At 41.4% G+C, this 24,695-nt stretch carries 23 protein-coding genes and 2 tRNA genes; 10 read left to right on the forward strand and 15 right to left on the reverse strand.

Annotated elements, in window-relative coordinates; translation table 11 throughout:
• Positions 1 to 189 precede the first annotated feature (189 nt).
• A complete protein-coding gene (locus OQY15_RS00005; protein ID WP_265786296.1) occupies positions 190 to 1,278 on the reverse strand; it encodes a PIN domain-containing protein in 1,089 nt (362 codons plus the stop codon).
• Positions 1,279 to 2,411: 1,133 nt separating this feature from the next.
• On the opposite strand from OQY15_RS00005, the gene OQY15_RS00010 reads away from it, so the two are divergent.
• Both OQY15_RS00010 and OQY15_RS00015 read left to right on the forward strand, forming a co-directional pair.
• Entirely contained in the window at positions 2,412 to 3,128 is a 717-nt protein-coding gene (locus OQY15_RS00010) for a serine protease (protein WP_265786297.1), read from the forward strand.
• Positions 3,129 to 3,826: 698 nt separating this feature from the next.
• Positions 3,827 to 4,519, forward strand: a complete 693-nt coding sequence (locus OQY15_RS00015; protein ID WP_265786298.1) for a hypothetical protein — start codon at positions 3,827 to 3,829, stop codon at positions 4,517 to 4,519.
• A gap of 420 nt (positions 4,520 to 4,939) precedes the next feature.
• Here the strand turns inward: OQY15_RS00015 and OQY15_RS00020 are convergent.
• The 3 genes from OQY15_RS00020 to OQY15_RS00030 all read right to left on the reverse strand — a co-directional run bounded on the left by OQY15_RS00020 (position 4,940) and on the right by OQY15_RS00030 (position 6,240).
• Positions 4,940 to 5,012 (reverse strand) — tRNA-Lys (locus OQY15_RS00020).
• A gap of 141 nt (positions 5,013 to 5,153) precedes the next feature.
• The gene (locus OQY15_RS00025; RefSeq protein WP_265786299.1) at positions 5,154 to 5,663 is read right to left on the reverse strand and encodes a cupin domain-containing protein; all 510 of its coding nucleotides are present in this window, start codon (positions 5,661 to 5,663) and stop codon (positions 5,154 to 5,156) included.
• 310 nt (positions 5,664 to 5,973) lie between these two features.
• Positions 5,974 to 6,240: a hypothetical protein gene (locus OQY15_RS00030; RefSeq protein ID WP_265786300.1), complete on the reverse strand. Its 267-nt coding sequence runs from the start codon at positions 6,238 to 6,240 to the stop codon at positions 5,974 to 5,976.
• An 87-nt stretch (positions 6,241 to 6,327) separates the two neighbouring features.
• Here OQY15_RS00030 and OQY15_RS00035 point away from each other — a divergent pair, with 87 nt between their 5' ends.
• From OQY15_RS00035 to OQY15_RS00045, 3 genes are read left to right on the forward strand one after another with little or no spacing between them, the layout of a single operon-like run.
• Positions 6,328 to 6,897 (forward strand): RNA polymerase sigma factor, encoded by a 570-nt coding sequence (locus OQY15_RS00035; RefSeq protein WP_265786301.1) that lies wholly within the window; start codon positions 6,328 to 6,330, stop codon positions 6,895 to 6,897.
• 11 nt (positions 6,898 to 6,908) lie between these two features.
• Positions 6,909 to 7,250, forward strand: coding sequence for a hypothetical protein (locus tag OQY15_RS00040; RefSeq protein ID WP_265786302.1), 342 nt, complete (start codon positions 6,909 to 6,911; stop codon positions 7,248 to 7,250).
• 11 nt (positions 7,251 to 7,261) lie between these two features.
• Positions 7,262 to 7,492: a hypothetical protein gene (locus tag OQY15_RS00045; protein WP_265786303.1), complete on the forward strand. Its 231-nt coding sequence runs from the start codon at positions 7,262 to 7,264 to the stop codon at positions 7,490 to 7,492.
• Here OQY15_RS00045 and OQY15_RS00050 read toward each other — a convergent pair.
• The 5 genes from OQY15_RS00050 to OQY15_RS00070 form a co-directional block, all read right to left on the reverse strand.
• On the reverse strand, positions 7,476 to 8,093 hold the full coding sequence (locus OQY15_RS00050; protein WP_265786304.1) for a gluconate 2-dehydrogenase subunit 3 family protein: 618 nt from the start codon (positions 8,091 to 8,093) through the stop codon (positions 7,476 to 7,478). The genes OQY15_RS00045 and OQY15_RS00050 overlap by 17 nt on opposite strands.
• A 9-nt stretch (positions 8,094 to 8,102) precedes the next feature.
• The gene (locus OQY15_RS00055) at positions 8,103 to 9,782 is read right to left on the reverse strand and encodes a GMC family oxidoreductase (protein WP_265786305.1); all 1,680 of its coding nucleotides are present in this window, start codon (positions 9,780 to 9,782) and stop codon (positions 8,103 to 8,105) included.
• Positions 9,783 to 9,874: 92 nt separating this feature from the next.
• Positions 9,875 to 11,605 carry a RagB/SusD family nutrient uptake outer membrane protein gene (locus OQY15_RS00060; protein WP_265786306.1) on the reverse strand — a complete coding sequence of 577 codons (1,731 nt, stop codon included), beginning with the start codon at positions 11,603 to 11,605 and terminating at the stop codon, positions 9,875 to 9,877.
• A gap of 9 nt (positions 11,606 to 11,614) precedes the next feature.
• Positions 11,615 to 14,620, reverse strand: a complete 3,006-nt coding sequence (locus tag OQY15_RS00065) for a SusC/RagA family TonB-linked outer membrane protein (protein ID WP_265786307.1) — start codon at positions 14,618 to 14,620, stop codon at positions 11,615 to 11,617.
• 178 nt (positions 14,621 to 14,798) lie between these two features.
• Positions 14,799 to 16,391, reverse strand: coding sequence for a DUF6377 domain-containing protein (locus OQY15_RS00070; RefSeq protein ID WP_265786308.1), 1,593 nt, complete (start codon positions 16,389 to 16,391; stop codon positions 14,799 to 14,801).
• A gap of 152 nt (positions 16,392 to 16,543) precedes the next feature.
• Between OQY15_RS00070 and OQY15_RS00075 the strand changes: the two genes are divergently transcribed.
• The 3 genes from OQY15_RS00075 (at position 16,544) to OQY15_RS00085 (ending at position 18,615) form a co-directional block, all read left to right on the forward strand.
• On the forward strand, positions 16,544 to 17,275 hold the full coding sequence (locus OQY15_RS00075) for an endonuclease (protein WP_265786309.1): 732 nt from the start codon (positions 16,544 to 16,546) through the stop codon (positions 17,273 to 17,275).
• Between the two features lie 330 nt (positions 17,276 to 17,605).
• Positions 17,606 to 18,229: a competence protein gene (locus tag OQY15_RS00080; protein WP_265786310.1), complete on the forward strand. Its 624-nt coding sequence runs from the start codon at positions 17,606 to 17,608 to the stop codon at positions 18,227 to 18,229.
• 23 nt (positions 18,230 to 18,252) lie between these two features.
• The gene (locus tag OQY15_RS00085) at positions 18,253 to 18,615 is read left to right on the forward strand and encodes a DUF4180 domain-containing protein (protein ID WP_265786311.1); all 363 of its coding nucleotides are present in this window, start codon (positions 18,253 to 18,255) and stop codon (positions 18,613 to 18,615) included.
• Positions 18,616 to 18,673: 58 nt separating this feature from the next.
• Here OQY15_RS00085 and OQY15_RS00090 read toward each other — a convergent pair.
• The 3 genes from OQY15_RS00090 to OQY15_RS00100 all read right to left on the reverse strand — a co-directional run bounded on the left by OQY15_RS00090 (position 18,674) and on the right by OQY15_RS00100 (position 20,134).
• A tRNA-Lys gene (locus tag OQY15_RS00090) sits at positions 18,674 to 18,746 on the reverse strand.
• A 34-nt stretch (positions 18,747 to 18,780) separates the two neighbouring features.
• Positions 18,781 to 19,317 carry a pyridoxamine 5'-phosphate oxidase family protein gene (locus OQY15_RS00095; protein ID WP_265786312.1) on the reverse strand — a complete coding sequence of 179 codons (537 nt, stop codon included), beginning with the start codon at positions 19,315 to 19,317 and terminating at the stop codon, positions 18,781 to 18,783.
• 58 nt (positions 19,318 to 19,375) lie between these two features.
• On the reverse strand, positions 19,376 to 20,134 hold the full coding sequence (locus OQY15_RS00100; protein WP_265786313.1) for a LuxR C-terminal-related transcriptional regulator: 759 nt from the start codon (positions 20,132 to 20,134) through the stop codon (positions 19,376 to 19,378).
• Positions 20,135 to 20,229: 95 nt separating this feature from the next.
• Here OQY15_RS00100 and OQY15_RS00105 point away from each other — a divergent pair, with 95 nt between their 5' ends.
• Positions 20,230 to 20,880 carry a DUF1349 domain-containing protein gene (locus OQY15_RS00105; RefSeq protein ID WP_265786314.1) on the forward strand — a complete coding sequence of 217 codons (651 nt, stop codon included), beginning with the start codon at positions 20,230 to 20,232 and terminating at the stop codon, positions 20,878 to 20,880.
• A 36-nt stretch (positions 20,881 to 20,916) separates the two neighbouring features.
• Here OQY15_RS00105 and OQY15_RS00110 read toward each other — a convergent pair whose 3' ends face one another.
• From OQY15_RS00110 to OQY15_RS00120, 3 genes are all read right to left on the reverse strand, one after another.
• Entirely contained in the window at positions 20,917 to 21,699 is a 783-nt protein-coding gene (locus OQY15_RS00110) for a hypothetical protein (protein ID WP_265786315.1), read from the reverse strand.
• A gap of 118 nt (positions 21,700 to 21,817) precedes the next feature.
• A complete protein-coding gene (locus OQY15_RS00115; RefSeq protein WP_265786316.1) occupies positions 21,818 to 22,360 on the reverse strand; it encodes an ORF6N domain-containing protein in 543 nt (180 codons plus the stop codon).
• Positions 22,361 to 22,610: 250 nt separating this feature from the next.
• Entirely contained in the window at positions 22,611 to 23,501 is an 891-nt protein-coding gene (locus OQY15_RS00120) for a hypothetical protein (RefSeq protein ID WP_265786317.1), read from the reverse strand.
• A gap of 461 nt (positions 23,502 to 23,962) precedes the next feature.
• Between OQY15_RS00120 and OQY15_RS00125 the strand changes: the two genes are divergently transcribed.
• On the forward strand, positions 23,963 to 24,325 hold the full coding sequence (locus OQY15_RS00125; RefSeq protein WP_265786318.1) for a hypothetical protein: 363 nt from the start codon (positions 23,963 to 23,965) through the stop codon (positions 24,323 to 24,325).
• Positions 24,326 to 24,695 lie beyond the last annotated feature (370 nt).

A 24,695-nucleotide genomic window follows, 5' to 3' on the forward strand; every position in this document is an offset into this window, starting at 1 on the left:
TTTTAGGAGGGGTTACACCTTTCCGTAATGAATATCCAAAAAAAGTGGGTGATGCCAATCAGGGATTGGGGCATGATCGTTAACCAATTCAACATAATATTTGAAAATAGATGTCGACTTTGATTATAATATGGTTGGCCATTTACACAAAAATCCTCACAGGCTCAAACTATATTTTATAACAATCATTTAGTACCATCGGGGTTTCTCTAATTCAAGCCCCTTCCCATTATTATACTCAATTATTTCGATATCATTATCGAAGTCTTCTGCATCAACAATATAGAAACTTAAAAGTATAGGAATATTTATAGTTTGTGTAACACTAATATAAGTTTGTTCGCGAAAAAGCATCACCTTGTCTTCACTGTCATATATTCCCGAATCCTCATCATCAACTCCGACTTTAACATCTATCCCAATTTCTACATCAGCTCTAACTTCAAAGGTTTCTTTATCACCACCAACTATTTTAGTGTCGATTGATAGAATCTCTGTAGAATGTATATCAATACTATATATGTCTAAATAATTCACAATATCGATATAGATACTTTCGTCATAAAGCTCTTCTTCAATCCACTTCAAAGCATATTTTTCAATTTCTGGACGTTTAAAGTCAATTAATTGATTAAGTTTTTCTTTGCGTCGTTTTTCTCCAAGAAGTTCGTCAATATATGTCCTATATTCCTTAATTGGGGTAATATATTCACTTTTCACCTTGAAGAAATCACCGTCATTTGAGAATACTAGGATATTCTCTCCAATCTCAGCGGCATACCTCTCAATTTGGGCCAAAGCAATAGCATCAGGAAATTCACTTTTTTTATTAGCGGGACCGAAGGGCGGGGTTCCTTTGAAGTAAGCATCGAATACATTTTTAGTATCCAACACTGGATAATCTAAAATCTTTGCTCCAACCGCAACCAGCATTTTATCTAAATTATCACCAAAACTTTTACACAATACATTTAGCTTGGGCATACGCTGGATAAGAACAGCCGACTCTTCAACGTTTTTTAACACATCGACACTAATATTTTTATTATGCTCGTCTTTTAATTTTCCATTAATCAATTGATTGTGCTTTTCAATGGCACGTTCGGCCCAACGCTTAAAATTTGTCTTGATCTCGTTCACGGTGATTTGAGTGAGCACAATATTAAAGTCTTCCTTGAAATCTGTGTTTAAGAAAGTTTTAATAACGGTGCCATGAAGGAAATTGTTTCCAACAAATACCGACGTATCTATAAATACTGTTTTTCCTTTTAACTCCATTTATGTCGTTAGAATTTAGCTTCAATTTCAATTTTAACAATATACGATTTTAACAGAAATAATATAATTCGTTAAGTTGAAGTTTTATTAAAATGTGAGCAGGAGTATAGTTTTATATCACTTCGTTAAGAATTGTGATCATTAGATTTATCCATTATTGCTTCTTGTCCAGTATTTCATAAACATCGCCAATTTTAGTCAATTCGTCAACAAAATGTTTTGAATTACGCAGCACTAATGACCTGAAGTTTACATAATATAGTTTTCATATTTGCCTTTTATTTCGAAAATATTCCTCTAACGGTATTACGATTGGCTTCCACCAAAGCCTGGTTTATATAATCTTCAACCGTAATTTCTATGGATTCAAGAGGGAACAGATATCAGGCATCAGTCACTGGAATTCATTTCCATCGGAATAGGTTATGTACACGATTCGGCAAATTGTGCACAATAAAAATTTTCGATTAAAAACATCAAACGGTTCAGGTGACGTGGATAATTGCCAGTTTCTACGCCATGTAGCCAATATGTTTTGAAAAAAAAATCTCTACACCTCGGCGGATCCTCGGGTTGTATTTTTTTTCAAAAGCCTTGCCTGTAAGCACTGCATAATCAGGCGAGGGTACTTAACAAAAAGCCAAAAATAGCTTCCGCCGATAGGTAGTAAACAGGCCGGAAAAATTAAAAAACCAAAAAAGTGGAACCAACAACAAAAAACATCGGATAGGTTAAAGTCGTAGGTGTCGCACAAGCAGACCTAGAGGCAATTAGTGCAATATAAAACCTGTTCATGGGCGGTTTGCAATATGAATTGTTAAAATGCATATTTTTATTGAATTTTATTTATTTAACCCCACGAAAACAAAAGTGTGCAGTTTCAGGAAATGATTTATGTTGTTTACGGTTTCCCATATTGGAGATTAAAAGTTAATTTATATTTTAGTAAAAAATAAATTATTCATACACGCTCTATCTTCTCTTAATTTTACAGTGTATCATCCGTGTATAAACGTTTATTAATATTGAAAGTGTACTCAAAATATAAAATAGAAAATGCTATTTTTAGAGTATCAGATTAAGCTTTATGGGGGAATTTTGTATATTTTAGAGTCAGCCGTGATATTAGAAAAATGCCTATAACAATAGAAAATTTCAGCGTTTCGACTTTTCTAAGTGTTGACTTCGGAGATTCGTCGGGTTCAGGATTTAGAATAAATCATAACGGGTGCGATTATATTATTACCGCAAAACATGTGGTATATAATAAAAACGTTTTGCTATCGGACTTATGGATAAAATCAAGAAATTACTTTGGCGACGAAACTGAAGGTTATAGTGCGAAAATAAACCTTTCAACTGAAAATGTTTTAACTTTTGACGATTTAGATGTCGTGGTTATAAAACTAGACATACAATTTAATTATGAAATCGAAAATGCTGGCACAGATATTTCGATAGCTTCCATTGAGGATACTAGCAACTTTGAGTCGATTTTGATAGGAGCAAATATTTTTTTAGTGGGCTTCCCATCTTCTTTGACAGTAGACGATTTTTATGATGTTGATAGACCTTTGCTCAGAACAGGAATTATTGCAGGTAAAAACATAGGGAACCACACTTTTGTAGTTGACTCTGTTGCATACTACGGAGTAAGTGGTGGACCAATTGTCCAAATAGATGTTGAAAGAAACATTAAAATAGTTGGAGTTGTTTCCAGATTTGTACCTTTTATTACAGAATGGAAAAACAAGCACGAATCTAGTATTTCAAGACAAGATTTTTTTAATTCAGGTTATGCGGTTTGTTTGCCATTGGACAGACTCATTGAGAGAATTTTACAAGGTTGAAATTATGAGAATATTAAACAATAAGAATCCAGTATATAACAGGACAATTAATCCAATATACAATAGAACAATTAATCCAATATACAATAGGACAATCAATCCTATATACAATAGAACGATTAATCCAATATACAATAGGACAATCAATCCTATATACAATCGAACAATAAATCCTATATACAATCGAACAATCAATTTGATTTATAATAGGACTATAAACCCGGTATACAATCGGTTATTAAATCCAATTTATAATAAAACAATTAATCCTATCTTCAATTTAAATTTTAGTGGATTCTATTACTTTAACCTAAATAATGAATTAACTGATTTTGCAATTTTACAGGATAATATTCTTTTGATATTTAATCAAAGTAACGAACTAATTAAATTTGGAGTTACCCACAATATGAATGGTTTTGTAATATTTAACTTGAATAACAGTTTTATTGGACATCTTGAAAGTAATTCAGATAATGGTTACAATTTCTTTGACCAATCAAGTAAATGGATGAACTACATGACATAAATTCTATTGCTAACAGCAAATTTATGCAAAGATGGTTGACAGTGGTTCATGGTAAGTCATTAGTCATTATTCAATTTAATGCTGTTCGATAATGCTTCTGCAAGCAATGCCATTTCTACACAAATTTTCAAAATATTAGCTGCAATATTTAACTCCCCAATCAACGCACGTGCCTATCATAAAAAGCCCTGAAGACTTAGACTATGATTATTTGCATCAACTATATGCAAATAAAATTTTCAGAGATTACGATCCTACAACAGTCTCCTCAAGAGCGTTTGAAAGTATTAAAATTTCTAATGACGGATTAACACTTAAATTAATAGACAGAAGCCAAAGAGATTTGGTTTCTCTTATACACGGAAATATTACCAATTATCACAAAATAAATTACTTTGAGATTGTTTGGACGTACTCAAAACTTGAGAGACGAGGACACTTAACTTATTTGTTTAAGATTTTAGTAGAAGAGTTAAATTATAAAATACTATCAGATAAATATCATTCAAGCCCTGGCTCTAAAGAATTTTGGACAGCACAAATTAGGAGGAAGAATTTTAACATATATAGGATAAATCTGACTACTAATTTTAAACGAAAAGCTAATAAATTTAAGGAAAATCAAATATGGTCGACAGATGATTTAGATTTTTCACATATCTTTCCTTATAACTTCGAAAACTTTATTGAAGATAATATCGTTGGAGAAGTAGACCCAGATTACCTTGGAGAATTTGATGAGGAACTTGATTTTGGTAGAATTTTGCAAAATCGAACAAGTATCAATGAAAACATTTCCTTAGGTTTAAACGACAATCCGATGGAAGTAATTAGACTAATTGCTCAAAAATACTCCATCTAACAGCGGTTTTGCAAATTTTTGGGCGACAAGCACAACGCGAGTTTAGAACTTTGTTAAGTTAAGTGCTGTGGCTAATCGTATTTTAAGTAAAATCAAAAATTCGCAAAAGCCCCAAACCGTTAGCTTTAATCATATATAGAGATATCCAAAAAAATGAATTGCTTCAAATACATAACATTTGACACTACTAAACTTATTATTGAAAATAAAACTGTAAACAAACATAGCTTTGTTTCTTAAAATAAACAAGATGTTTAATTTATAAAAATCTGTTCAATATCTAATTATACTTCATTCGGTGAGTTAAGTGTAAACTTCTTGCCTAACTCACCGAATCACTTACCAAAGTCTTGCGGATTGATACGAATTTTGGCAATTCCGTAAACGCAAAAAGCCTCAGATTTCTCTGAGGCTTTCTTGTGATCCCGCTGGGATTCGAACCCAGGACCACTACATTAAAAGTGTAATGCTCTACCAGCTGAGCTACGGAATCAATTCCTCTTGTTTAAGGAGGTGCAAAGATAGAAATTAAATATTAAGTTGCAATTAATTCTGAAAATAAATAACAAATATTCTTTAGGCTACAGCTGTTTCTATGTTGGAAACCCCACTAATATCCATATAGATCAATTCGTTAGGCATTCCGACAAAATTTTGTGAGAATTTCTGCGTGCTGCGGATAATTATCTATCATCTCATCACGAACCGCCATTTCAAACTCCGAAAACTCAAAACCCGGAGCTACAGCGCAGCTGACAAGAGCGAAATCCTGGCCTGAAGGTATTCCTGCAGCAAACCAAACCCCTGCAGGCACCATAAACTGCAGCGTACCTGAAATCTCATCAGACAATTCCTGACTGCTGTAATTACCTTCATCATCGATCATATGGATCAGCAGAGGGACCCCTTTATGGAAATACCAGATCTCATCTGAGGACAGCCGGTGGAAACTGGAGAAGTCATTTCCTTCAAGCAGATAGTAAATAGACGTAAAAGCATTGTAATTTCCCGCAAGGGTAGAAGATACCCTCGTTACTTCAAGTTTAGATCTGTACAGTTCACTGTAATACCCACCCTCAGGATGAGGCTTTAAATCCAATTTCCCGATCCAGGATGCCGCGCTTTTTAAATTATCAGTTGACATATATGTTTTTTTTAAATAGAGCTATCACTCATTTTTATGATAACGCCACAAATGCAACGATCTTATGCTCTGCAAATGATAAAAATAGACGGTACCTAAAGGCTAGGGGAAGCGTTAAGGATGCCTTCGACCCAATGACCGATTAACAAGGGTCCAGTGGCTGACCGCAGGCGGTGCTCAGGCGGTCCACAAGCGGTGCTGAAGCGGGGCTTGTATACCCCCCGACCCTTAAAGGACCACTAGAGATCCGCTATTAACCCGTTTTTATTGCGTTATTGCCTCGAAGCCATTCAGAAGGCATCCTTAAGCCTTACTCTTCTTCCTCAAGATAAATATCATGCACCAGGAATTTAACCGTTGCAACAGGCTCAAGAAGCTCAGTAATATCCTCAGATTCGATAGGATAGATGGTTTCATCAGAATCAGGGATCTCTGAATCTGGTATCAGTTCAAAAAACTTAATCGCCAGATCAGCATCCAGCTCCACAAGTTTGATATATTTTACACCATTAGTTTTCCAGTTTTCAAGAATTTCTTCGTTAAATTGCGTGTAGGGATTGCTGCGTTCGTTTTCCATTCTGTAAATCTACTGAATTAAAAAAAATATAAAATATATTAAAATGTTTCCCTGCCACAGTCGTCTTCTATATAAACAGCGCATATTTTGAAAGCCGCATACATGCCCAAAGACCAGAACAGCTACATCTTAGAAACCATAAAAGCATATGGCAAAAGCTTAATGGGTTTTATACGTAAGCAGGTGAAAAGCGAGGCAGACGCAGAAGATATATTGCAGGATGTATGGTACCAGTTCAGCAATGTGATCAATGCCCAGCCCATCGAACAAACCAGTGCATGGCTGTACAGGGTGGCGAAGAACAAGATTCTGGACAAACACAAGAAACACGGGGAGAGCCTGCTCGAAGATCTTTACAAAGTAGAACACGATGAAGATTCTACAGATCTGATCAGCATGCTCATGATCGAAGCAGGGACGCCTGAAACAGAATACCTGCGTAATCTTTTCTGGGAGCAGCTGGCAATTGCTTTGGATGAACTTCCGGAAGAACAGAAGCAGGTATTTATCTGGCAGGAACTCGAAGATCAGTCGTTCGAAGAGATCTCGGAGAGGACCGGCGTGAAGTTCAATACCCTGGTATCCCGAAAGCGATATGCTGTGGTCCATCTTCGGAAGCGGTTAAAGCAGCTGTATACAGAAATCGTTGAATATTAATACACACACAAATGAAATCTCAATTTAATAGAAACAGAAAAAAATATTTTTTCATTCCTTTCGGCATTGCCGCACTGCTGGCTCTGGTAAGCTACGTGGTGATGCTGCTCTGGAATAACTTACTGCCGGAGATCATGAATGTTAAAACCATAACTTTCTGGCAGGCCATGGGAATCTTTATCTTATGCAAGATCCTTTTTGGCTTCGGGAAAGGCGGGGGCGGGGGAGCCTGGGGGAAACGACACATGGTAGAGCGGTTTAAAAACATGACCCCCGATGAGCGTCATGAATTTAAAGAGCGGATGAAAGAAAAAATGTGCGGACCCAGGAGGCCAAATTTTGATAACAACTAAAAAACAGGAACATGCATTTGATTATATTTAAGACCAGCGTAGCGACAAAGAAGGAAGCGCAGCAACTGCAGCCCCTGCTGAACAATATGCCACTGATCAAAGAACATAATTTTGACCTGGACGACTGCGACAATATCCTCAGGGTGGTAAGCACACACTTGCAGCCGGAGCTGATATGTGAATTATTGGATACCCAGGGCTTCAACTGCGAAGCCCTGGAATCTTTTATATACGCGAGGTAACATTACCATCGTAACGCCCCGGTACAGGCACGTAGCCCAAATTCTTGTAACCTATTTCTGAAGTGAAATAGCCGAGTAATGTCAACTGCTTGATCATCGCAAAATATGACGCTGGCGGTGATTTCTTGAGGTAGTTGGGTTTGCCACTTGCCTGAGCCGTTTTCTGACGCTCTGCCTCTTTTTGTTTCAGCAGATCATTCTTTTTCTTCACTTCTCTGACCTCTGCATCCAGACTGCTAAGGAGTTTCTTTCTTTCCTCTGCGCTGGATTTCAGAAATCCCTTTCCATTCATTTTTTTCGAAGCTTCTTCTAACTCATTTAAGCCTTTGAAGAATATTTCCTGTTCTTCTGCTGAATAGCAGTCGCGCACCATCGTTTTCATAAACAAGCCCACATTTGCTGCTTTGGCACCCTCAGAGGCTGCAGTTTTAGGAAGGATAGTTTCCCCAACTTCATTTAAATAACTGATCTGGGAGTCATCAAGTACCGTCTGATTTACCTTTCCGGGCTCACTCTTACATCCGCTGATAAATAGATCTCCGCCAATAATGGTGCTTCCTAATAGGATCGCTACCCTGGATATTGCTGTTCTTCTGTCCATGATCAATACTTATAGGTTACCTTTTTTTAATTCATTAACGGCGTAATCGCATGCTCTGGCAGTGAGGGCCATATAGGTGAGAGATGGATTGACACAGGCTGAGGAAGTCATGCAGGCTCCGTCAGTAACAAAAACATTCAGTGCATCCCAAACCTGATTGTGCTGGTTCAGAACCGATGTTTTTGGATCATGACCCATCCGGGCGGTACCCATCTCATGGATACCATGTCCCATCGCATGACCGCTATCATGGGTGCGGATATTTTTAACACCTGCTACATCCAGCATATTGGCCGCCTCACTTACGATGGCAGCACGCATTTTTATCTCGTTGTCTTTCAGTTCTGCATCCATCGACAAAATTGGTAAACCCCATTTGTCTTTCCTCTTGCCGTCCAGGGTAATTTTGTTTTCGTGGTAGGGAAGGATCTCTCCAAAACCTGTCATGCCAATATTCCAGCTGCCTGGCTGGCTTAGCGCATCTTTAAAGTCGCCACCGATATTCAGCTCTGCAATATCCCTGCTCCAGCCATCTCTGCTGGCACCACCCTGATAACCAAAGCCACGGGTAAAGTCCTGCTTATCGCCGTAGAGATTGGTAAAGCGGGGGATGTAAAAGCCAGTAGGGCGGCGTCCGTAGATAAAATGATCGTCGTAACCTTCAATACTGCCCGAAGCACCTATGTTATAATGATGGTCCATGATGTTATGACCCAGTTCGCCACTGCTGCTGCCTAAGCCGCCTTCCCACACATCCGTTGCGGAGTTCATCAGCACCCATGCAGAATTAAGTGCAGAGGCATTGACGAAGATGATCTTTGCGTGGTACTCGTAAGTCTGGTTGGTTTCTGCATCCAGGATTTCTACACCCGTAGCCTTTTTCGTGTTTTTATCGTAGAGAATGCGAGTAACAATGCTCCATGGTCTCACGGTAAGGTTGCCGGTGTTTACAGCTGCCGGTAAGGTAGACGACTGCGTACTGAAGTACCCTCCGAAGGGACAACCTTCCCAGCAGCGGTCGCGGAACTGGCATCGGGTACGTCCCGGAATAGCTTCGGTTAAGTTAGCTACACGGCCGTTGATCAGGTGCCGCTGGTCTTTGTAATGTTTTTTAAGTCTGGCAGCGACATCCTTTTCTACGATGTTTAAGCTTACAGGCGGCAGGAAATGGCCGTCGGGCAGATGTGCAAGTCCGTCCTTGGCGCCGCTGATGCCTGCAAATTTCTCTACGTAGTCATACCAGTGTGAAATATCTTTATAACGGATGGGCCAGTCGATCGCCCATCCTTCTTTTGCATTGGCTTCAAAATCAAAGTCGCTCCAGCGGTAGCTTTGTCGTCCCCATAGGGTAGATCTGCCACCAAGCTGATAACTGCGCCACCAGGTGAAAGGTTTAACCTCTGTATAGGGGCTGTCCTGCTCATTTGTCCAGCAGTCCATCACCGCTTCATTGGCCGCCCATCCGCGATGGATTACGGGATAATTCTTCTGCTGTTCTTTGGTGGTGCTGCCGCGATGCTCAAACTGCCAGGGCATACGGGTACCATACTTGTAATCTTTGATATGTTCATAGTTTCTGCCGCGTTCCAGCATCAGGGTTTTCAGACCTTTTTCGGTAAGTTCCTTTGCTGCCCAGCCGCCGCTGATACCTGATCCGATAACTATTGCGTCATACGTGTTTTCTGCCATGGGCTATATTTGGTTAATTTTGTTGTGTTGTACTTAGCTAATATATCGTTTTAGGTTTAGAAGTACAAAAAATATAGCCCCGGAAAATTACACTAATAGCCGGGATTTTGTTTCAGCTGCGGGTTCACATTGAGGATATCCCTGCCAATAGGGAAGATCTCGGTATGCTTGTCGGCATCAGGTTTTTTATCCCACCAGGTGCCTGTATTGAATACGCCCCAGCGGATGAGGTCTGTCCTGCGGCGACCTTCGCCAAAAAATTCCCTTCCCCATTCATCGAGCATCTCCTGATCCGTCAGCTGACTGCCGTCGGCAAGATACAGGCTCGTTGTGCCTGCAGGGAAATTACGTTTGCGCACCTGGTTGAGGAGGCCCGCAGCACCAGCTTTATCGCCCCTGCGGTACAGACATTCTGCAAGTGTATAGTAAATTTCTGACAGCCGCACTTCTGCATAGGCCGAAGTAATTCTGTTGGGGTCAGGTGTTGGGTACAGGGGATATTTGACGAAGAACACTCCCGAGTTATGATCTGCATGGTTCATGTTGGATTCTTTGTCTGAGATCTTCGTGCCGGGTTTTGTGCCCAGGAAAAGGCCTACCTGATCACGGATAAACAGGGGGTAAGGACCTTTATTTCCACGCACTGTATCCGGGCGACTTACACCGTTGGTGCTGCGGGTAAAAGGGAGGTAGCCATACAGGAACATCCCTTCGCGGGTACTGTTACCGAGGTTTTTGTATTTCTTTAGACGGAGGTCGTCCGGGTAGCGCTGGAATTTTACAAATGGTTTTCCCAGTGTGAAGCTGTATTCCACGCTATCTACATCGCGGCCGGGTTGCATGGCGTACTTAGGGTTGGCCTGACCGAAATCTGTAAAGCCACAGTACAGTGGTGCAGCGTCATAAGTTAATGCGTTGAAGTACATGCCGCCATCATACTGCCAGTGTGTACGTGCCAGCGTTCCCGGAAATCCGTAGATGACCTCCGAGGGACCGAGCACATTTGTATAATCAAAAGGGGCGTCCCATCGGTTATCCAGGGCATAATTTCCATACTTACCACTGATGATATCCCGGCATACGGCTTCACATTCTACCGACTTATCTGTGCCTGTATAAACTTTGGCATTCAGGTACAACCTTGCCAGTAAAGAGGCTGCACCTGCTTTTGTCCAGCGGCCGATACCCTGATTGCTGAGTTGGTCCCTGATAGGCAGTCCCGGAATCGCTTCCAGCAGTTCTTTCTCGATGAAGGCGAAGGTTTCCTGTGGGGGCGACTGTGGTTTGCCTTGTGTGGAGTTCTTTACATCGGTGATGATCTCGATGTTACGGTAGAAATCGAAGGCTCTCAGGTAAAACCATGCTCTGATGGTGCGGAGTTCTGATTTGAAATCCGTGAGTTCTTCGGGCGTTACCCCCAGTTTGCTGGGCTCTGATATCCCTTCGAGATCCTGTAATGAGTTGGTAGCAAGTACAATTCCCTGGTAGAAGTTGGTCCACACGCCAGTGGTAAAGCCATCTGTTGGCGTCCAGGTATGGTAGTGCATACGCTGATAGTAGCCCCCGTTTTGCCAGTCGCCCTGACGGTTAAACGTGCCCACCTGATCGGCACTGTTTTCGTTTACTCCATAGAGCTCATTGCCCTGGATGCTCCAGTAGCCATGTTCAAAGGGACGCAGAAATGCGCGGATTACATCATCCCTGCGGGTAAGGAAGCCTGCCGCATCCACTTTGTCGTACACCTGCTCATCAAGTTTGGTACAGCCGCCAATGGAGAATGCAGAAAGCAGCAGCGTGCTGATATATAATTTATAGTTTTTCATGTGTTGATGTTAAAATGTTGCCTGTAAGCCAAATATCAATTGCATTGTAGAGGGGTAATAACTCAGGGTTCCGTTGCCATCCCCGTCGGTCCTTATTCCCGGTGTGAGTCCGTTCACCTGAATCTGGTCGGGATCTCCGCCAGTGTATTTGGTAAACGTATGGATGTTCCTTGCCGCAGAATATACCCGCACGGATTTGAGGTATTTGCTTTTTAAAGGTTGTGTATATCCCAGAGAAACGTTGTCGATCTTCAGGAATGATCCTGATTCCAGGAAATAATCTGAAGCAATGGAGGTGGTAGCAGGATTGGTGAGTTTGGAGTATTTACTTTTGCTGTCGTAAGCAGACTTTAACACATTGGCGTCCGACTGTGATGAAGGTGTGCCGAGGTAAAAGGCAGGGGTGTTAAAGATTTTATAGCCAAAAGATCCCCTGAGGAAGATGTTTAGGTCGAAACGTTTATACGAGAAACTATTGTTCAGTGATCCCACAACTTTTGGTAATCCATTGCCTACATACTGCTTATCGTCATTCGAGGCCTCATTAGCAGGGACAATGCTGCCATCTTTTTTGTAAACCAGCAGTGCACCGCTTTCATTTACACCTGCAGAGCGAAGGGTGTAAAACTCACCAATCCGATGGCCTTCTTCAATACGCTGTATGGTACCCGGTGATCCCGGAGCCGGCAGTCCTGCAACATCCTGAAATACTGCTCCCTGGAAGAGGGAATTGGAGAAGGAGATAAACTTATTGTTATTGAAAGCTACTGCGACACTGGCGTTATAGCTGAAATCCTTTGTTTTTATCAGGCTGCCATTTAAAGTAACCTCCACACCGTTATTGCGCATGGTGCCTACATTGGTGAAGGTCTGCGATTGCGGGTTTGGTGGGAGAGGGACATTGTAATAGCCCAGCAGGTCTTTATTGGTACGGATATAATAATCCACCGATCCGCTCAGCCTGCTGTCGAACAGTGTAAAATCTATTCCTGCATTAAAGTTGACCGACTTCTCCCAGCTGAGGTTAGGGTTGATGTTGGAAGACGGACCATACACCTGGTACTGCACGCCGTTGAACGGGAAATATCCGGCACCGCCGTAAAGCAGGAGCGACAGGTAATTCCCGAAATCCTGGTTTCCGGTTACGCCATAGTCTGCGCGGAATTTGAGTTCATTGATCCAGGGAATATCTTTCTTGATAAAATCTTCCTCAGAAACCCGCCATGCTGCGGATACTGCAGGGAAGTTACCCCATTTGTTGTTGGGGCCGAACTTGGAAGATCCCTCATGACGCAGACTGGCGGTGAGGATATAGCGGTTATTGAAATCGTAGTTTAAACGTCCGAAAAACGCGATCAGTCTGGAGCTATTTTGAGTTGAGCCTACGGCAGATTGTCCCTGTCCGGCAGCTCCACCATTGTAGAGCCCCGAACCGAGATTATTCCATAAGTAGGTGTCAAAGGGAAAGTCGTAATTCTGTGCAGAAAACTGCTTGTAGTTATAGGCAGAGAAGGAATACCCACCAAGTACCTTGAAATGATGCTGATTGAGGTTCAGGTTGTAGTTACCGGTCCATTCCAGGTTCTTCTGGTCGTTTTCTTCCTGGTTCTGTCTGGCGTAGTTGGTTTGGTTGGTCCTGTTGGCATGGACAATGGACGACAAGGTCGAGGGACTAAAATCCATACCCCGGGCAGATCTGCTGATCTGGGAAAGTGTGACAGTGGAGCTGAGGTTCTTCAGCAGGTTTGCCTTCAGGGAAGCGTTGATATCCATTTCCTTGATATCTCCTTCTGATTTGATCACATTGCCGTTCTCTACTGGGTTATTGGAGAAGAAGCCGGTGTTGAGGTAGTTGTACTTACCTTGCTCATTATAAATGGGATAAGTGGGATTCAGTGTTAGCCCATTATTGAAATTGCTCTGATCGGCGTTGCTGGTATTCATGTAACGGGGCGCTACATTCAGCGTTGCTACAAACATATCATTGTCGGTCGTATGGCTGATGCTGACTCTTGCGCCATACTCCTTTTTGTGAGCACGAAGATCGATCCCATCTGCATCCCGGTAGTCGGCCGAAGCAAAGTAATTGGTCTTGCCAGAGCCTCCGGAGAGCTGGATGGTATGTTTCTGGCTGAATGCCGGTGATTTTGTTACCGCTTTAGTCCAGTCGGTACGGGCACCATAATCCTGTCCCTGGTTATTATTGACGCGGTTGGCGATGAATTCTTCTGGAGATAAGTTTTCCAGACGGTTGTTGGCATAGTCGAAGCTGGCGTATCCATCGTAGAACATGCGCGACTGGGAGCTGCCTTTTTTGGTGGTGATAATGATCACGCCATTACTTCCGCGGGTACCGTAGATGGCTGAAGCTGCCCCCCCTTTGAGTACATCGATGCTTTCGATATCGTTCTGATTGATGTTGTCGATATTTCCTCCCGGGACACCGTTCACGACGTACAGCGGTCCTAAACCTGCATTACGCGAGGAAGCACCGCGGAGCTGTAATGCCGGACTTGAATTGGGATCGCCGCTGGCAGTATTCGTAATGGTTAGTCCGGCAACTTTGCCCTGCAGTGACATCAGTGGGTTATTTGCTGAGACTGGGAGCAGATCCTTGCCCGAAACATGGGTAATGGCGCTGGAAACTTCACGTTTATCCAGGGTGCCGTAACCTACGCTCACTACAACTACTTCCTGAAGATCGTTTTCTGCCTGGGTTAGTGAGATATTGAATTCATTTCCTTCAGGCAGGTTGAGGGTTCTGGAGGTGTAGCCAATAAACGTAAAGGTTAGGTTTTTGGCATCCGCCGGAACGCTGATGGTATATTGTCCGCTGGCGTCTGTGAGTGTGCCTGCCTTTGTTCCGGTTGCGGTGATGCTGACGCCCGGAAGGGCTTGCTGGTTTGCAGTACTGGTTACTCTGCCGCTGATTTTTCTTTCCTGGGCCAGCACTGTAAGAGAGCAGAGCATTACGAAAATAATGGTACTCAGTTGCGGTAAAAGTTTTCTTTTCATACAGTAATATTTGGTTAAAGCAGATGTGTGCTCTAGCAAATGCAAGTAAGTCCGTTGCGAAGAAACTTACAAGGGTATTACGGTATGTGGAATTAAAATCTAAGTTTTGATATTTATAAGCCTTTGTTTTATAGATAGTTGTGCTTTGTTGTGTTCTGAAAAATCCAGGTGTGTTTGCTTAATCTGCGACCACCTGAATACCCATGATACGTTGCTCGAAGTCCTCTGCCGATACCAAAGCCTTGGATTTTGCCCTGAAACGATAGGTGTAAACTGTGTTTACCGTATATTGAAGAATTCCGGCGATGGTTTCATTTTTATTGATGCCAAGCCGCATGAGTGCAAAGATCCTCAGTTGCGCTGTAAGGGATCCTTTCTTTTTAGGTTTGATCTGGTCTTCGGGGGCGAACATGACGTTAACAGCATCGACAAAATCAGGGAATAATTTCAGGAATATCCTGTCGAACGTTGCAAAAAATTCATGTCTTTCTGAAGGGATATCTACCTGCTCGAGCAGCCGCAGGAGTTCCTCTACACTGCCGGATTTGGCTTTGCGCTGGGCGTTGTTTTTGAATTTGTCTAGTTTGATGATATATCGCGATAATTCGCTGAAGAAATAGCCGATATACTCTTCTTTGATGCGTCCGTCTTCCCAGAGTTTTTGGTTTTTTACAGCGAGTATCTGGTTGGTGGCCCTGATGGTACGTTCGTCGGACCTCACTTTTTTAAACTGCACAAAGATGATAAACCCGATCAGGCTGGTGATGACTGCAAAAACAACGACGGAGGCTAGGTAGATAAGAAAACGCTGTCTTTCTTCTGCTGCAAGCTTCTCTTTTGTCGCAGCTACCGTAGACAACATATGGATCACCTGATAACGCTGCAGCCTGCTGCCAAATTTATTGGCCTGCTGTAGTGCCTGCTGCAGGAAGAAATATCCATCTTCAATTTTCCTCTGATCGTATAATGCAGTGCCAAGACTGAGTAGGGCGAGTGCACGATAGGTGGAGCTGCGCACATCATTTATCGCTGCTGTAGCTAATAGGCGGATTTTCTCGGGACCTTGACGATAAGTGCTGAGGCCTGTTGCCACCATGGCCTCCTCATGGAGGGAAAGCTTCATCTTGCTCAGCTTCAGGAAGTAATTGATGGGGTGGCGGCCTGGTTTTGGTTCCTGTTGCGCCTCAAGAATGGCGCGTTCAAAGGATCCGGGGGTACACAGGGCTATAGCAGAATCCAGATAGAGGTATTTCCTGCGCATATCCTGGGGCGCATAGATACGGTCGCCATTGTATTTTGCGAGATCGGAGTACGCCCATGAGTATAAGATGTAGTACGATTTTTTGGTGCTGCTATCCAGCAGGGCAGGGCGGATCTCCCTCAGGCAGTCGAATGTTTCCTTAAACATGCCCGCAGTGATGAGTGTCATTCCCATCCTGAGCCTGTTCTCTGCGAGTTTCTTCTCATCGCGCATTTGTGTACTGAGTACTATCAAATGTTGTACGTAATGATATGTGGAATCAAATTGGTAATCACGGAAGATATCAAAAAGATGCAGAGTTGCCTGATACTGACTGTTTAGGTTTTGTAGTTTTGACTGGCGGTAAGCGGTTCTTAATCCTGATATCCGGGCTTCCATCTTGCGGTCGTACCTTTCCTTTCTGCTGATTTCCGTTTTGAGTACCTGCAACAGGCTGTCGGCCGGGTTATTCGCAGCTACAGTTAATGGAAACAGGAGGCTGATTACGATGAAGGGCAAAAGGATTTTCATGCAGAATTGGTTAGAAAAAGCAAATCTAACTGATAATTTAGCTTTCACATTAAGATATAGGAAATTCTTTTTCTGGTTTTACAGGAGGTTACTTTGAAAACAAGCAGCCTCAAAAACTTTGTCTGCTTTTATCTGTTCTGGCTTAAAAAACTATGCCCGAAGGACCTCCAATCGTTATTCTCAAGGAAAAAATGGACTACCTGAAACATAAGATTGTTTCGGAAGCTTCCGGTTATGCTGAAATTGATATGGAAGCTTTGTCTCACAAGAAGATCCTGGATTTTAAGTCCTGGGGCAAACATTTCTTTATCTGCTTTAACGACTTTACGATCAGGATTCACTTTGGCCTCTTTGGCAGTTATCAGTTTCATGAGCCCAAGAAGGTGAATCCAAAATTAGCGCTGCACTTCAATAATGATGATGTTTACTTTTATGTCTGCACTATAGAACGTATTGAGGGGGCGCTGGAAGATCATTATGATTTTTCGGCAGATGTGATGAGTGATGAATGGGATGTTGCAAAGGCGCTGGGGAAGCTGAAAGATTTGCCCAAAAAACAAATTGGCGACGTGCTGCTTGATCAAAAGATCTTTAGCGGTGTAGGAAATATTATCAAAAATGAAGCGCTGTACCGTGCAGGGGTTCATCCTGAAAGTCTTGTAGGGAAGATCCCGGCTGCAAAGTTGAAAGCTATTGTAAAGGAGGCTAGGGATTTTAGTTTTGACTTTCTGAAATGGCGAAAGGTTGATCAGCTGACTCAAAACCTGGAGGTCTACCGAAGAACTGAAACAAGGATTGGTGAGAAGCCTGTAGTTAAAAAAGATACAGGGAAGAGCAAAAGAAGTAGTTATTTTAGCGTCTCAGAACAGAAGTTATATCAATAGCAGTTGTTTTAGAATCTTTTCAAAATGTTGCGTCACTAAAATTATTAGTCCAGTCTCTCAGAACGGTAGTTATTTCAATAGCATTTCATTTAGAAACTTTTCAAAATATTGCGTCACTAAAATTATTAGTCCAGCGTCTCAGAACAGGAGTTATAGCAATAGCATTCATTTAGAAGTTTTTCGAAATATTGCGCCATTAAAAATATACTACAGCGTCTCAGAACAGGAGATATATCAATAGCATTTCATTTAGAATATTTTCAAAGTATTGCGCCACTAAAAATATTAGTATAAATTTGAGGGCTGCTAAATTGCTGTGGCTTTTAAAATATGGCGTTGAGAAATCATTTTGGGGAATCGGATTGGCACCGCGACTGGAAAGCGGCATTTCCGCCGGCATTTAGAGAGGTGAGCTTTTCTGATCTTACTGCTGGCGAGCTTCACCGTGCAGATGTGCACACGCCATGCGGGACTACGCTGGAGTTTCAGAATTCTCCGATCTGCCTGGAGGAGATGCAAAGCAGGGAGAGCTTTTATCCCAAGCTGATCTGGATTCTCAACGGGAAAAAGTTCAAAGGCTTCCGGGTTTTAAAGAATCTGCCGGATGTGGATGATCCAAGGATTCTGAATTATGAGTTTTGCCATACGGACCATCTTTCGATGATCAGGAAAGCGGATTTTCTGCAGGGGAGTCCGCGCAGGTTAAATTTTCATCATCCCGAGCTGAGGAAGCTTCCGCTTACGTCTTACTATTATTCCTTTTGCTGGAAACATCCGCACAGGGTGTGGTATCAGGCAAAAAATCCTATCGTAGTTGATCTTGGAGGGCACTTTGTTTATCAGCTGAAGCAACGCAGACAGTTGTCTGGTGATTACCCGTATTTACATATCATGACGAGGAAAGCTTTCATTGCTCAATATGTTGAAGGGGTTTATCCTGAAAAAAATATATAACTTTAATACTTCAAAAAGAGGTAATGAAGATAAATATACTTGAAAAAGAAGGAACTCAAATCGCTGAAGTGATAGCTGATGATATCATTATGAGCACTGCGGAGGAAGGATTGCAGATAGTGGTAGACGTTTACTATCAGGACTGTGATAAGGTTATTCTTCATGAAAAAAATATCTCGCCCAGTTTTTTTGATCTGAAGACTGGACTTGCTGGCGAAATATTGCAGAAATATTCAAATTATAAAATGCGGCTCGCGATTGTTGGCGATTTTGAAAAATACTCTGGCGGAAGCCTCAGGGATTTCATTCGTGAGAGCAATCGTGGACAACGTATCAATTTTCTCTCAGATGTGTCATTAGCTATTGAAAAACTGTCTGAGGACTGAGATATAATTTGATATAAAAAACGCTTCTAAATTTTTTAGAAGCGTTGGCAAGGTTTTATGACCCCGCTGAGGTTCGAACTCAGGACCCATACATTAAGAGTGTATTGCTCTACCAGCTGAGCTACAGAGTCTTAATCAGTCGTTATACTAATATAAGAAATTTTATTATACATTGATATCACCTTCAATAGAATCATCAAGTGTTTTGCCGATGGCTGCACCGATGACGGTTTTTATCCCTGCAACAACGTTTCCATGTTTATTGTCCCAGTAGTAACCTGTTTCTGACGATATTTTTAAAACTGCAATTCTCGGATCGTCTTCGCCCTCAGTAAACCATGTTTTCATGATAGGGTTCCAAAGGTCTTTGATCTTTGCTTTATCTGCTGAGAGGATCGCAGTTCCTTCAAGGAATAAGAAGTCGGAGTGAGAGGAGCCCTGGAAGTATAATTTCACTCCGGAGTTTGCGCTGATATCCTGATAAGTGTGACTATCATTTGCGATCAGGAACCATAAAGTTCCCTGCTCATCTACTTCCTGTACATTCATTGGGCGCGTACCATTTGAATCTCCCGCAGATGGTTTTGTGCACAGGAAACAGGTTTTTGCGATATCTACCAGTTCTTTGATTTTCTTTACAGCAGCTGCGCTGTCAAGGTTTTTGTGGTTCTCTTCTGTTTGATTTTGATTGATGCTGTCCATAAGTAGGTTTTAGGAATGGATGACAACTCAAATGATTTTTTGTTTTAAACTTTGGGATTTAGAGGGATAACAGTCCCGTATTTTCTGCGACCTTACAGGCCTCAATTGCGTTGCTGACGTTTAATTTCTGAAATATATTCTGACGGTGCCTGTTAACGGTATTGATACTCAGCTCCAGTTGGACAGCAATCTCTTTGCTTCTTCTTCCATGTTTAATCAGCGTCAGCACTTCTTTTTCACGGGGCGAGAGCAGATCGGTAAATCTGGTATGGCTGTCATCAATGACTTTCCCCGTTCGGGTATTGACAATCATGCTTTGCGGTATCTGGTAATCCGGGTTATCATAAATCCTGTTGTACAGACACAGCGCAAGCCAGATACTGCCATCAGTCGAACTCCCGATATACAATAGACGGTGCTTGACCAGTAAAATCTTGCCTTCGGTATTCCGCACTCTTAATTTGGTGATCGCCTGATAATCCTTTCGATCCTCAGCTTCAAGAGCATTGAGCAGTTGAAAAAACTGAAGCTCCAGTCTGTATTTATTTTGCAGGTCTTCATGATTGATCCTGGACAGCAGCTCATCTTCCCATATCGATTCTATCTCTGAATGTTCGTCGGACAAGCCAATCTGTTCAGCAAGAGCACCATGATAAATATAACTTTTTCTCGATTTCAGATCGCTGAGCACGCTGATACCATTTTCTATTCTGGCATATAACTCAGCGATGTTTTTGCTATGAGGCAGTAGAGAGCTGGAGTCCAAACCTGTTCCGAAAGGCTGTGAGAATAGTTTGATATCAAGTAAATCCCGCATAAGTAAAATGATATGGTTATTAATGACCATTTGATTTGGCCTGAGCCATCAATAGCTTTGCGAACTTACTAAACGATCAGAATCTTAAACAATAAATGATGAAAAAACTCCTTCTCAGTATCGCGCTATTTTTTGGCCTGAATAATCTCAATGCGCAAAGCCTGGATAAAATGCAGTGGTTTAACGAGCCCACACAGTGGCAGATCAAAAACAACAGCCTGGTGATGCAGGTTACGCCGGCTAGTGATTACTGGCGGATATCACATTATGGCTTTACCGTGGATGATGCACCATTTTATTACGCAACCTATGGCGGAGAATTCGAAGCAAAAGTTAAAATCACTGGTGCTTATGAAGCTCGTTTTGATCAGATGGGATTGATGATACGTACTGATCACAAAAACTATATCAAAGCAGGTGTTGAGTTTGTGGATGGGAAATTCAATGTCAGCACAGTAGTGACCCATGAAAAAAGCGATTGGAGTGTATTGCCCCTGGATAAAGTTCCTCCATTTATCTGGATCAAAGCTGTGCGCCGTCTGGATGCTGTGGAGTTCTTTTATTCCCTGGATGATAAAAATTATATCATGGTTCGTAACGCTCCTTTGCAGGATAACGCACCCGTGATGGTAGGACTGATGGCTGCAAGTCCGGATGGTAAGGGTTTTGAAGCCAAATTTGAGAACTTTAAAGTTACACACCTGGCTGATCAGCGCAGGCTGGAGTGGTTAAAAGCGCATCAATAGGAAAGGGCTTCCAAACAAACTGGAAGCCCATTTTTTTTATTTTAGTGCTATTGGCTCACTGTAGATGAAGTCATCCATCACTACAACATCTTTGTCGCCACCATCTAGGGCACCTGCAGCCAGTACGGTGTTTCCGGCCTTCACCTGCACACGCGTGATCTTGCGGTTTTTCGCAGTTATGCCCACAAAGGAGAACTTTTTGTCTGCGGCTGTCGCCTTCACTTCGGCAATTAAATCATTGCCTTCATAAACTTTTACGATCGTCGCATTGGCATCATCAACATCAGAGAAGATGATTCCAAATGAACTTACATAAGCATCCTGGTTTGTTCCGGGCACCTGGAATTTAAAATCAGTGGTTACTGTGCCGCTTGCACTGAACAATTTTGCCGGACTAAAAGCTTTGAATTCGTTCGCATACGAAGGATCGATATCAGCGAAATTATTGTCGCTCACCCTCAATGCTGCGGTAGCGGGAGTGTAGAGCAATCCTCTTTTCCTTGCTTCAGGAATAGCAGGGTCAGTAGGGTTGAAGAAGTCGGCCGGGAAGGTGTTTACGTTGGTGAGGTTAGCTGGAACGCCATCCCAGTTGATTTCGCGGCGGCCACCTTTGGCACCAAGGGTAGCATTTACCGGGTTCCCTGCGATCTCGCGGAATGCGGACAATTTTGCGTTAATGGCATCAATCTCACCTTCGGCACGTATCACTTCAACCTGATTGGGAGTTTCCGGAGTGTAATCTTTGTCGTCATCGTCGCAGCTGCTAAATGCTATTGCTGTAGCAATCATTAGCGCTGTCTGTAGAAATAATCTTTTCATTTTGTATGATTTTAATGTTTCTACAAACATCAAATTTATCTGCGCCGCCAGCAATCGCCTATACCGGGCAATGTTATCACCAAATTTAGGAGAGAATGTATATACAATCTTGAATAAACTAAAAATCGGGTTTGAAACCAATCCTCTTTCTCGGCGGACTTGGGTTTTCTTGTTTGACTAGCAGCTCATCAAGATACCTGAACACGATTTCCATATTTTTGCCATGATGATTCAAATCGCTTTTGATTCTCTCGATTTCCAGCCTCAGTTCTGTGGTATCTTTCAGCATTTCGCGCATACGTGTGAATATTCTGATGATCTGAATATTGACTTTTATGGCTTTACTGCTGTTCAGAACACTTGATAGCATTGCAACTCCCTGTTCGGTAAATACCATACTTGTATATTTTGAATGCTCCCCTTGCTTTAAGGTGCCAATTTGGCACCTTAAGAATTTTATCTCTTCGGGGCTCAGTTCAAACATGAAATCTTCAGGAAATCGTTCAATATTTCTCCGTACCTGTCTCTTCAGCTGTTTGGTATCTACTTCGTAAAGCGCGGCGAGATCACTATCAAGCATCACCTTCTGTCCGCGTACATAATAGATCTGATCCAAAATCATCTCATCAGATATTTCTGTTTGTTGTGTTTGATCTTCCATAAATTACCATTTGTGCTCATCGTAAATCTGAGCAAGCCAGAGCTAACTTATTTCTAATTTGTATTTCGCTGTTAATTTATTTTTCAACAAGATCAGCCACAGCAGAAAGACCTGATAAAAAGCTGGGTTAGTGAAAATAGGATATAAAAAAAAACTGCTAATCTTATGATTGCAGGGTTTTACTCGATGTGATAATAAATAAAATAAAAGTACTTCAGTTGTGGATTAGTCGTTATTGCAGCCTATTCTTTCATATATCACACAAGGTTGCTACCGGATATTTTTTACATTGAAATATTTTGATGTGATTCTCCAAGTCTGCAAAAACTGTCTCAAATCTTTCAAAGTTCCCTTGATATCCATAAGAACCTGTTTCCTTCAGTCCTTCAATTATTTTTAAGGTTCCAACTTTTTCAAATCTATCTTTGAAATTAATAAAGTCTTTATGATCAACCGCAATTTTGTCAACACCAAAAAAGAAGTTGCAATTTCCGCCTGATAAATTCCAAACTCTTTCTATTCCCGGTTGCTTCTCTTTTGTTGTTTGTTGATCGTAGCCGCTACCGATTTGACGACCTAAAATTTCTTTATCTTTTAAATCATCGACTGTTGGTTTTTTACTTGAATTGTATGTTGTCGGAACTAAGATGTAGTTACATTGCCCTCTATACTGTTCTATTGACGTACAAATAATCGTTCTGTAGTTTCCGTCTTTAAGTTGAAAGGTCAACAAGTCATCTGGTTGAAAATAGAAGTTCGTTATCTTTCTGTACTTTTTTCTGGCTCTTACTTTATTATTAGTCTGGCTGATTTTTTTCCAAAACCTGTCAAGCTCTTTTTGCCTCGCCTTGCCGTCTTTTTCATCGTTTTTTGCCCACTCTTTTTTACAAGCACCATTATCAATAACTGTTTTTACATAAATTAATTCGTCCTGAGTCAGCTGACCAATTTCCCATAAAGCCAACGCACAAGATGTTACGTAAACTTCATTGTCGAAGTCGTCAAAGTAGTCAGCTTGAACAAGAGGGAATTCTTTATTAATAGCGTCAAAATCTCCACCACTATCATATAAGTCCATTATACCCCAATATGTATCGTGCGCTGTGTCACCGTCAATTATTTTAACTCCATCTGTTGCCATTGCTATACGTCTTTAGGGTTGTATTGGGCTCAAATATATATTAAACTATTATGACTTTAAATACTTTCGAAAGCCAATAATTTAGCTGAGCTACTGTTATGATATGGCAGGAGAATGATGACGAGTGTTGGAGTAATTGGAAGTTGGGCTTTAGCCCCACTTTGTTCCCTCATGAGAACTGCTGACTTATATTTTGCGCATCCTCGCATATTTTGAGATTCATATAAAACAAAAAAACCTGCTAATCTTATGATTGCAGGGTTTTACTCGATGTAATGATGAATCTTGTGATCCCGCTGGATTATGATCATTGAAATTATAGATGATTTTTTATGTTCTAACATATCTATTTCTTTGTTAGGTATTTATTCAAATAGAATCTTAAGATATTAAACACCCTATCATTATTTATAAATTCTGAAGCAGGCTCCTTGCCAATCTTCTTGTATAATACTTTGCTGATGAAAAACCATAAATATAGAGAGGATGTAATAACCAGTGTTAAAAATATGACTGCACCTATCATAAATATGATTATTCCTGATGTTTCGCTTATATTTCCAGACCTAGCTAGACCAGAAAATATAAGTGCTGGGATTGTAAATATCAATCCAAATACAATGACTACCAGTATCAAACAAGGAAATGATATTAAAGCGGTTGCAATTACTTTCATCGCCATTGCCCTTTTGGCCTTAAAGAAAAGTAATGGTGCAAATAGAATTAACGATATACCTGTTAATGCGGTGTATGACATTAATCCGAGAAATATTGGAAACGTTGGCGGCATGAATTTGCAGTGCTTCTTTACGAATTTAAATTAAGGTTAAGCTACAAATTTTGTTTAAATTATTAGCAAGCGAAATTCTTATCTTAGTAAGAATGATAATAGGGCAAGCTATCTTATTTTGTATTATAATTAGCTATCTCATTTATGGTATCTCTAAAATTGTAAGCAATCAGAATCTGACGACTATGCACAAAATAGTTTGGATTACTTTTGTTTTAATGCTACCTGTAATTGGTACTTCAGCATACTTAAGAACTACTTTCAGGACGAGGGATTAATTCAGTCATAGACTATATTGTGATGATATTTAATCTTTACTAAATCATCATTAAATCCCAAAATCCCCCCGCGCATTTGCGGCCTACGGAACCCCTTCGCACAATGCCCGTCGCGCGTGTTCCCGT

Source organism: Pedobacter sp. MC2016-15 (assembly GCF_026239695.1).
Taxonomy (GTDB): Bacteria; Bacteroidota; Bacteroidia; order Sphingobacteriales; family Sphingobacteriaceae; genus Pedobacter.

What these genes read in the sequence shown, in the direction of transcription:
- OQY15_RS00025 (WP_265786299.1), bottom strand. Translation starts at nt 5,663, where the DNA reads ATGTCAACTGATAATTTAAAAAGCGCGGCATCCTGGATCGGGAAATTG.
- OQY15_RS00045 (WP_265786303.1), top strand. Translation starts at nt 7,262, where the DNA reads ATGCATTTGATTATATTTAAGACCAGCGTAGCGACAAAGAAGGAAGCG.
- OQY15_RS00060 (WP_265786306.1), bottom strand. Translation starts at nt 11,605, where the DNA reads ATGAAAAACTATAAATTATATATCAGCACGCTGCTGCTTTCTGCATTC.
- OQY15_RS00050 (WP_265786304.1), bottom strand. Translation starts at nt 8,093, where the DNA reads ATGGACAGAAGAACAGCAATATCCAGGGTAGCGATCCTATTAGGAAGC.
- OQY15_RS00040 (WP_265786302.1), top strand. Translation starts at nt 6,909, where the DNA reads ATGAAATCTCAATTTAATAGAAACAGAAAAAAATATTTTTTCATTCCT.
- OQY15_RS00120 (WP_265786317.1), bottom strand. Translation starts at nt 23,501, where the DNA reads ATGGCAACAGATGGAGTTAAAATAATTGACGGTGACACAGCGCACGAT.
- OQY15_RS00065 (WP_265786307.1), bottom strand. Translation starts at nt 14,620, where the DNA reads ATGAAAAGAAAACTTTTACCGCAACTGAGTACCATTATTTTCGTAATG.
- OQY15_RS00125 (WP_265786318.1), top strand. Translation starts at nt 23,963, where the DNA reads ATGAAAAACCATAAATATAGAGAGGATGTAATAACCAGTGTTAAAAAT.
- OQY15_RS00110 (WP_265786315.1), bottom strand. Translation starts at nt 21,699, where the DNA reads ATGAAAAGATTATTTCTACAGACAGCGCTAATGATTGCTACAGCAATA.
- OQY15_RS00100 (WP_265786313.1), bottom strand. Translation starts at nt 20,134, where the DNA reads ATGCGGGATTTACTTGATATCAAACTATTCTCACAGCCTTTCGGAACA.
- OQY15_RS00030 (WP_265786300.1), bottom strand. Translation starts at nt 6,240, where the DNA reads ATGGAAAACGAACGCAGCAATCCCTACACGCAATTTAACGAAGAAATT.
- OQY15_RS00010 (WP_265786297.1), top strand. Translation starts at nt 2,412, where the DNA reads ATGCCTATAACAATAGAAAATTTCAGCGTTTCGACTTTTCTAAGTGTT.
- OQY15_RS00070 (WP_265786308.1), bottom strand. Translation starts at nt 16,391, where the DNA reads ATGAAAATCCTTTTGCCCTTCATCGTAATCAGCCTCCTGTTTCCATTA.
- OQY15_RS00085 (WP_265786311.1), top strand. Translation starts at nt 18,253, where the DNA reads ATGAAGATAAATATACTTGAAAAAGAAGGAACTCAAATCGCTGAAGTG.
- OQY15_RS00075 (WP_265786309.1), top strand. Translation starts at nt 16,544, where the DNA reads ATGCCCGAAGGACCTCCAATCGTTATTCTCAAGGAAAAAATGGACTAC.
- OQY15_RS00115 (WP_265786316.1), bottom strand. Translation starts at nt 22,360, where the DNA reads ATGGAAGATCAAACACAACAAACAGAAATATCTGATGAGATGATTTTG.
- OQY15_RS00080 (WP_265786310.1), top strand. Translation starts at nt 17,606, where the DNA reads ATGGCGTTGAGAAATCATTTTGGGGAATCGGATTGGCACCGCGACTGG.
- OQY15_RS00055 (WP_265786305.1), bottom strand. Translation starts at nt 9,782, where the DNA reads ATGGCAGAAAACACGTATGACGCAATAGTTATCGGATCAGGTATCAGC.
- OQY15_RS00105 (WP_265786314.1), top strand. Translation starts at nt 20,230, where the DNA reads ATGATGAAAAAACTCCTTCTCAGTATCGCGCTATTTTTTGGCCTGAAT.
- OQY15_RS00005 (WP_265786296.1), bottom strand. Translation starts at nt 1,278, where the DNA reads ATGGAGTTAAAAGGAAAAACAGTATTTATAGATACGTCGGTATTTGTT.
- OQY15_RS00095 (WP_265786312.1), bottom strand. Translation starts at nt 19,317, where the DNA reads ATGGACAGCATCAATCAAAATCAAACAGAAGAGAACCACAAAAACCTT.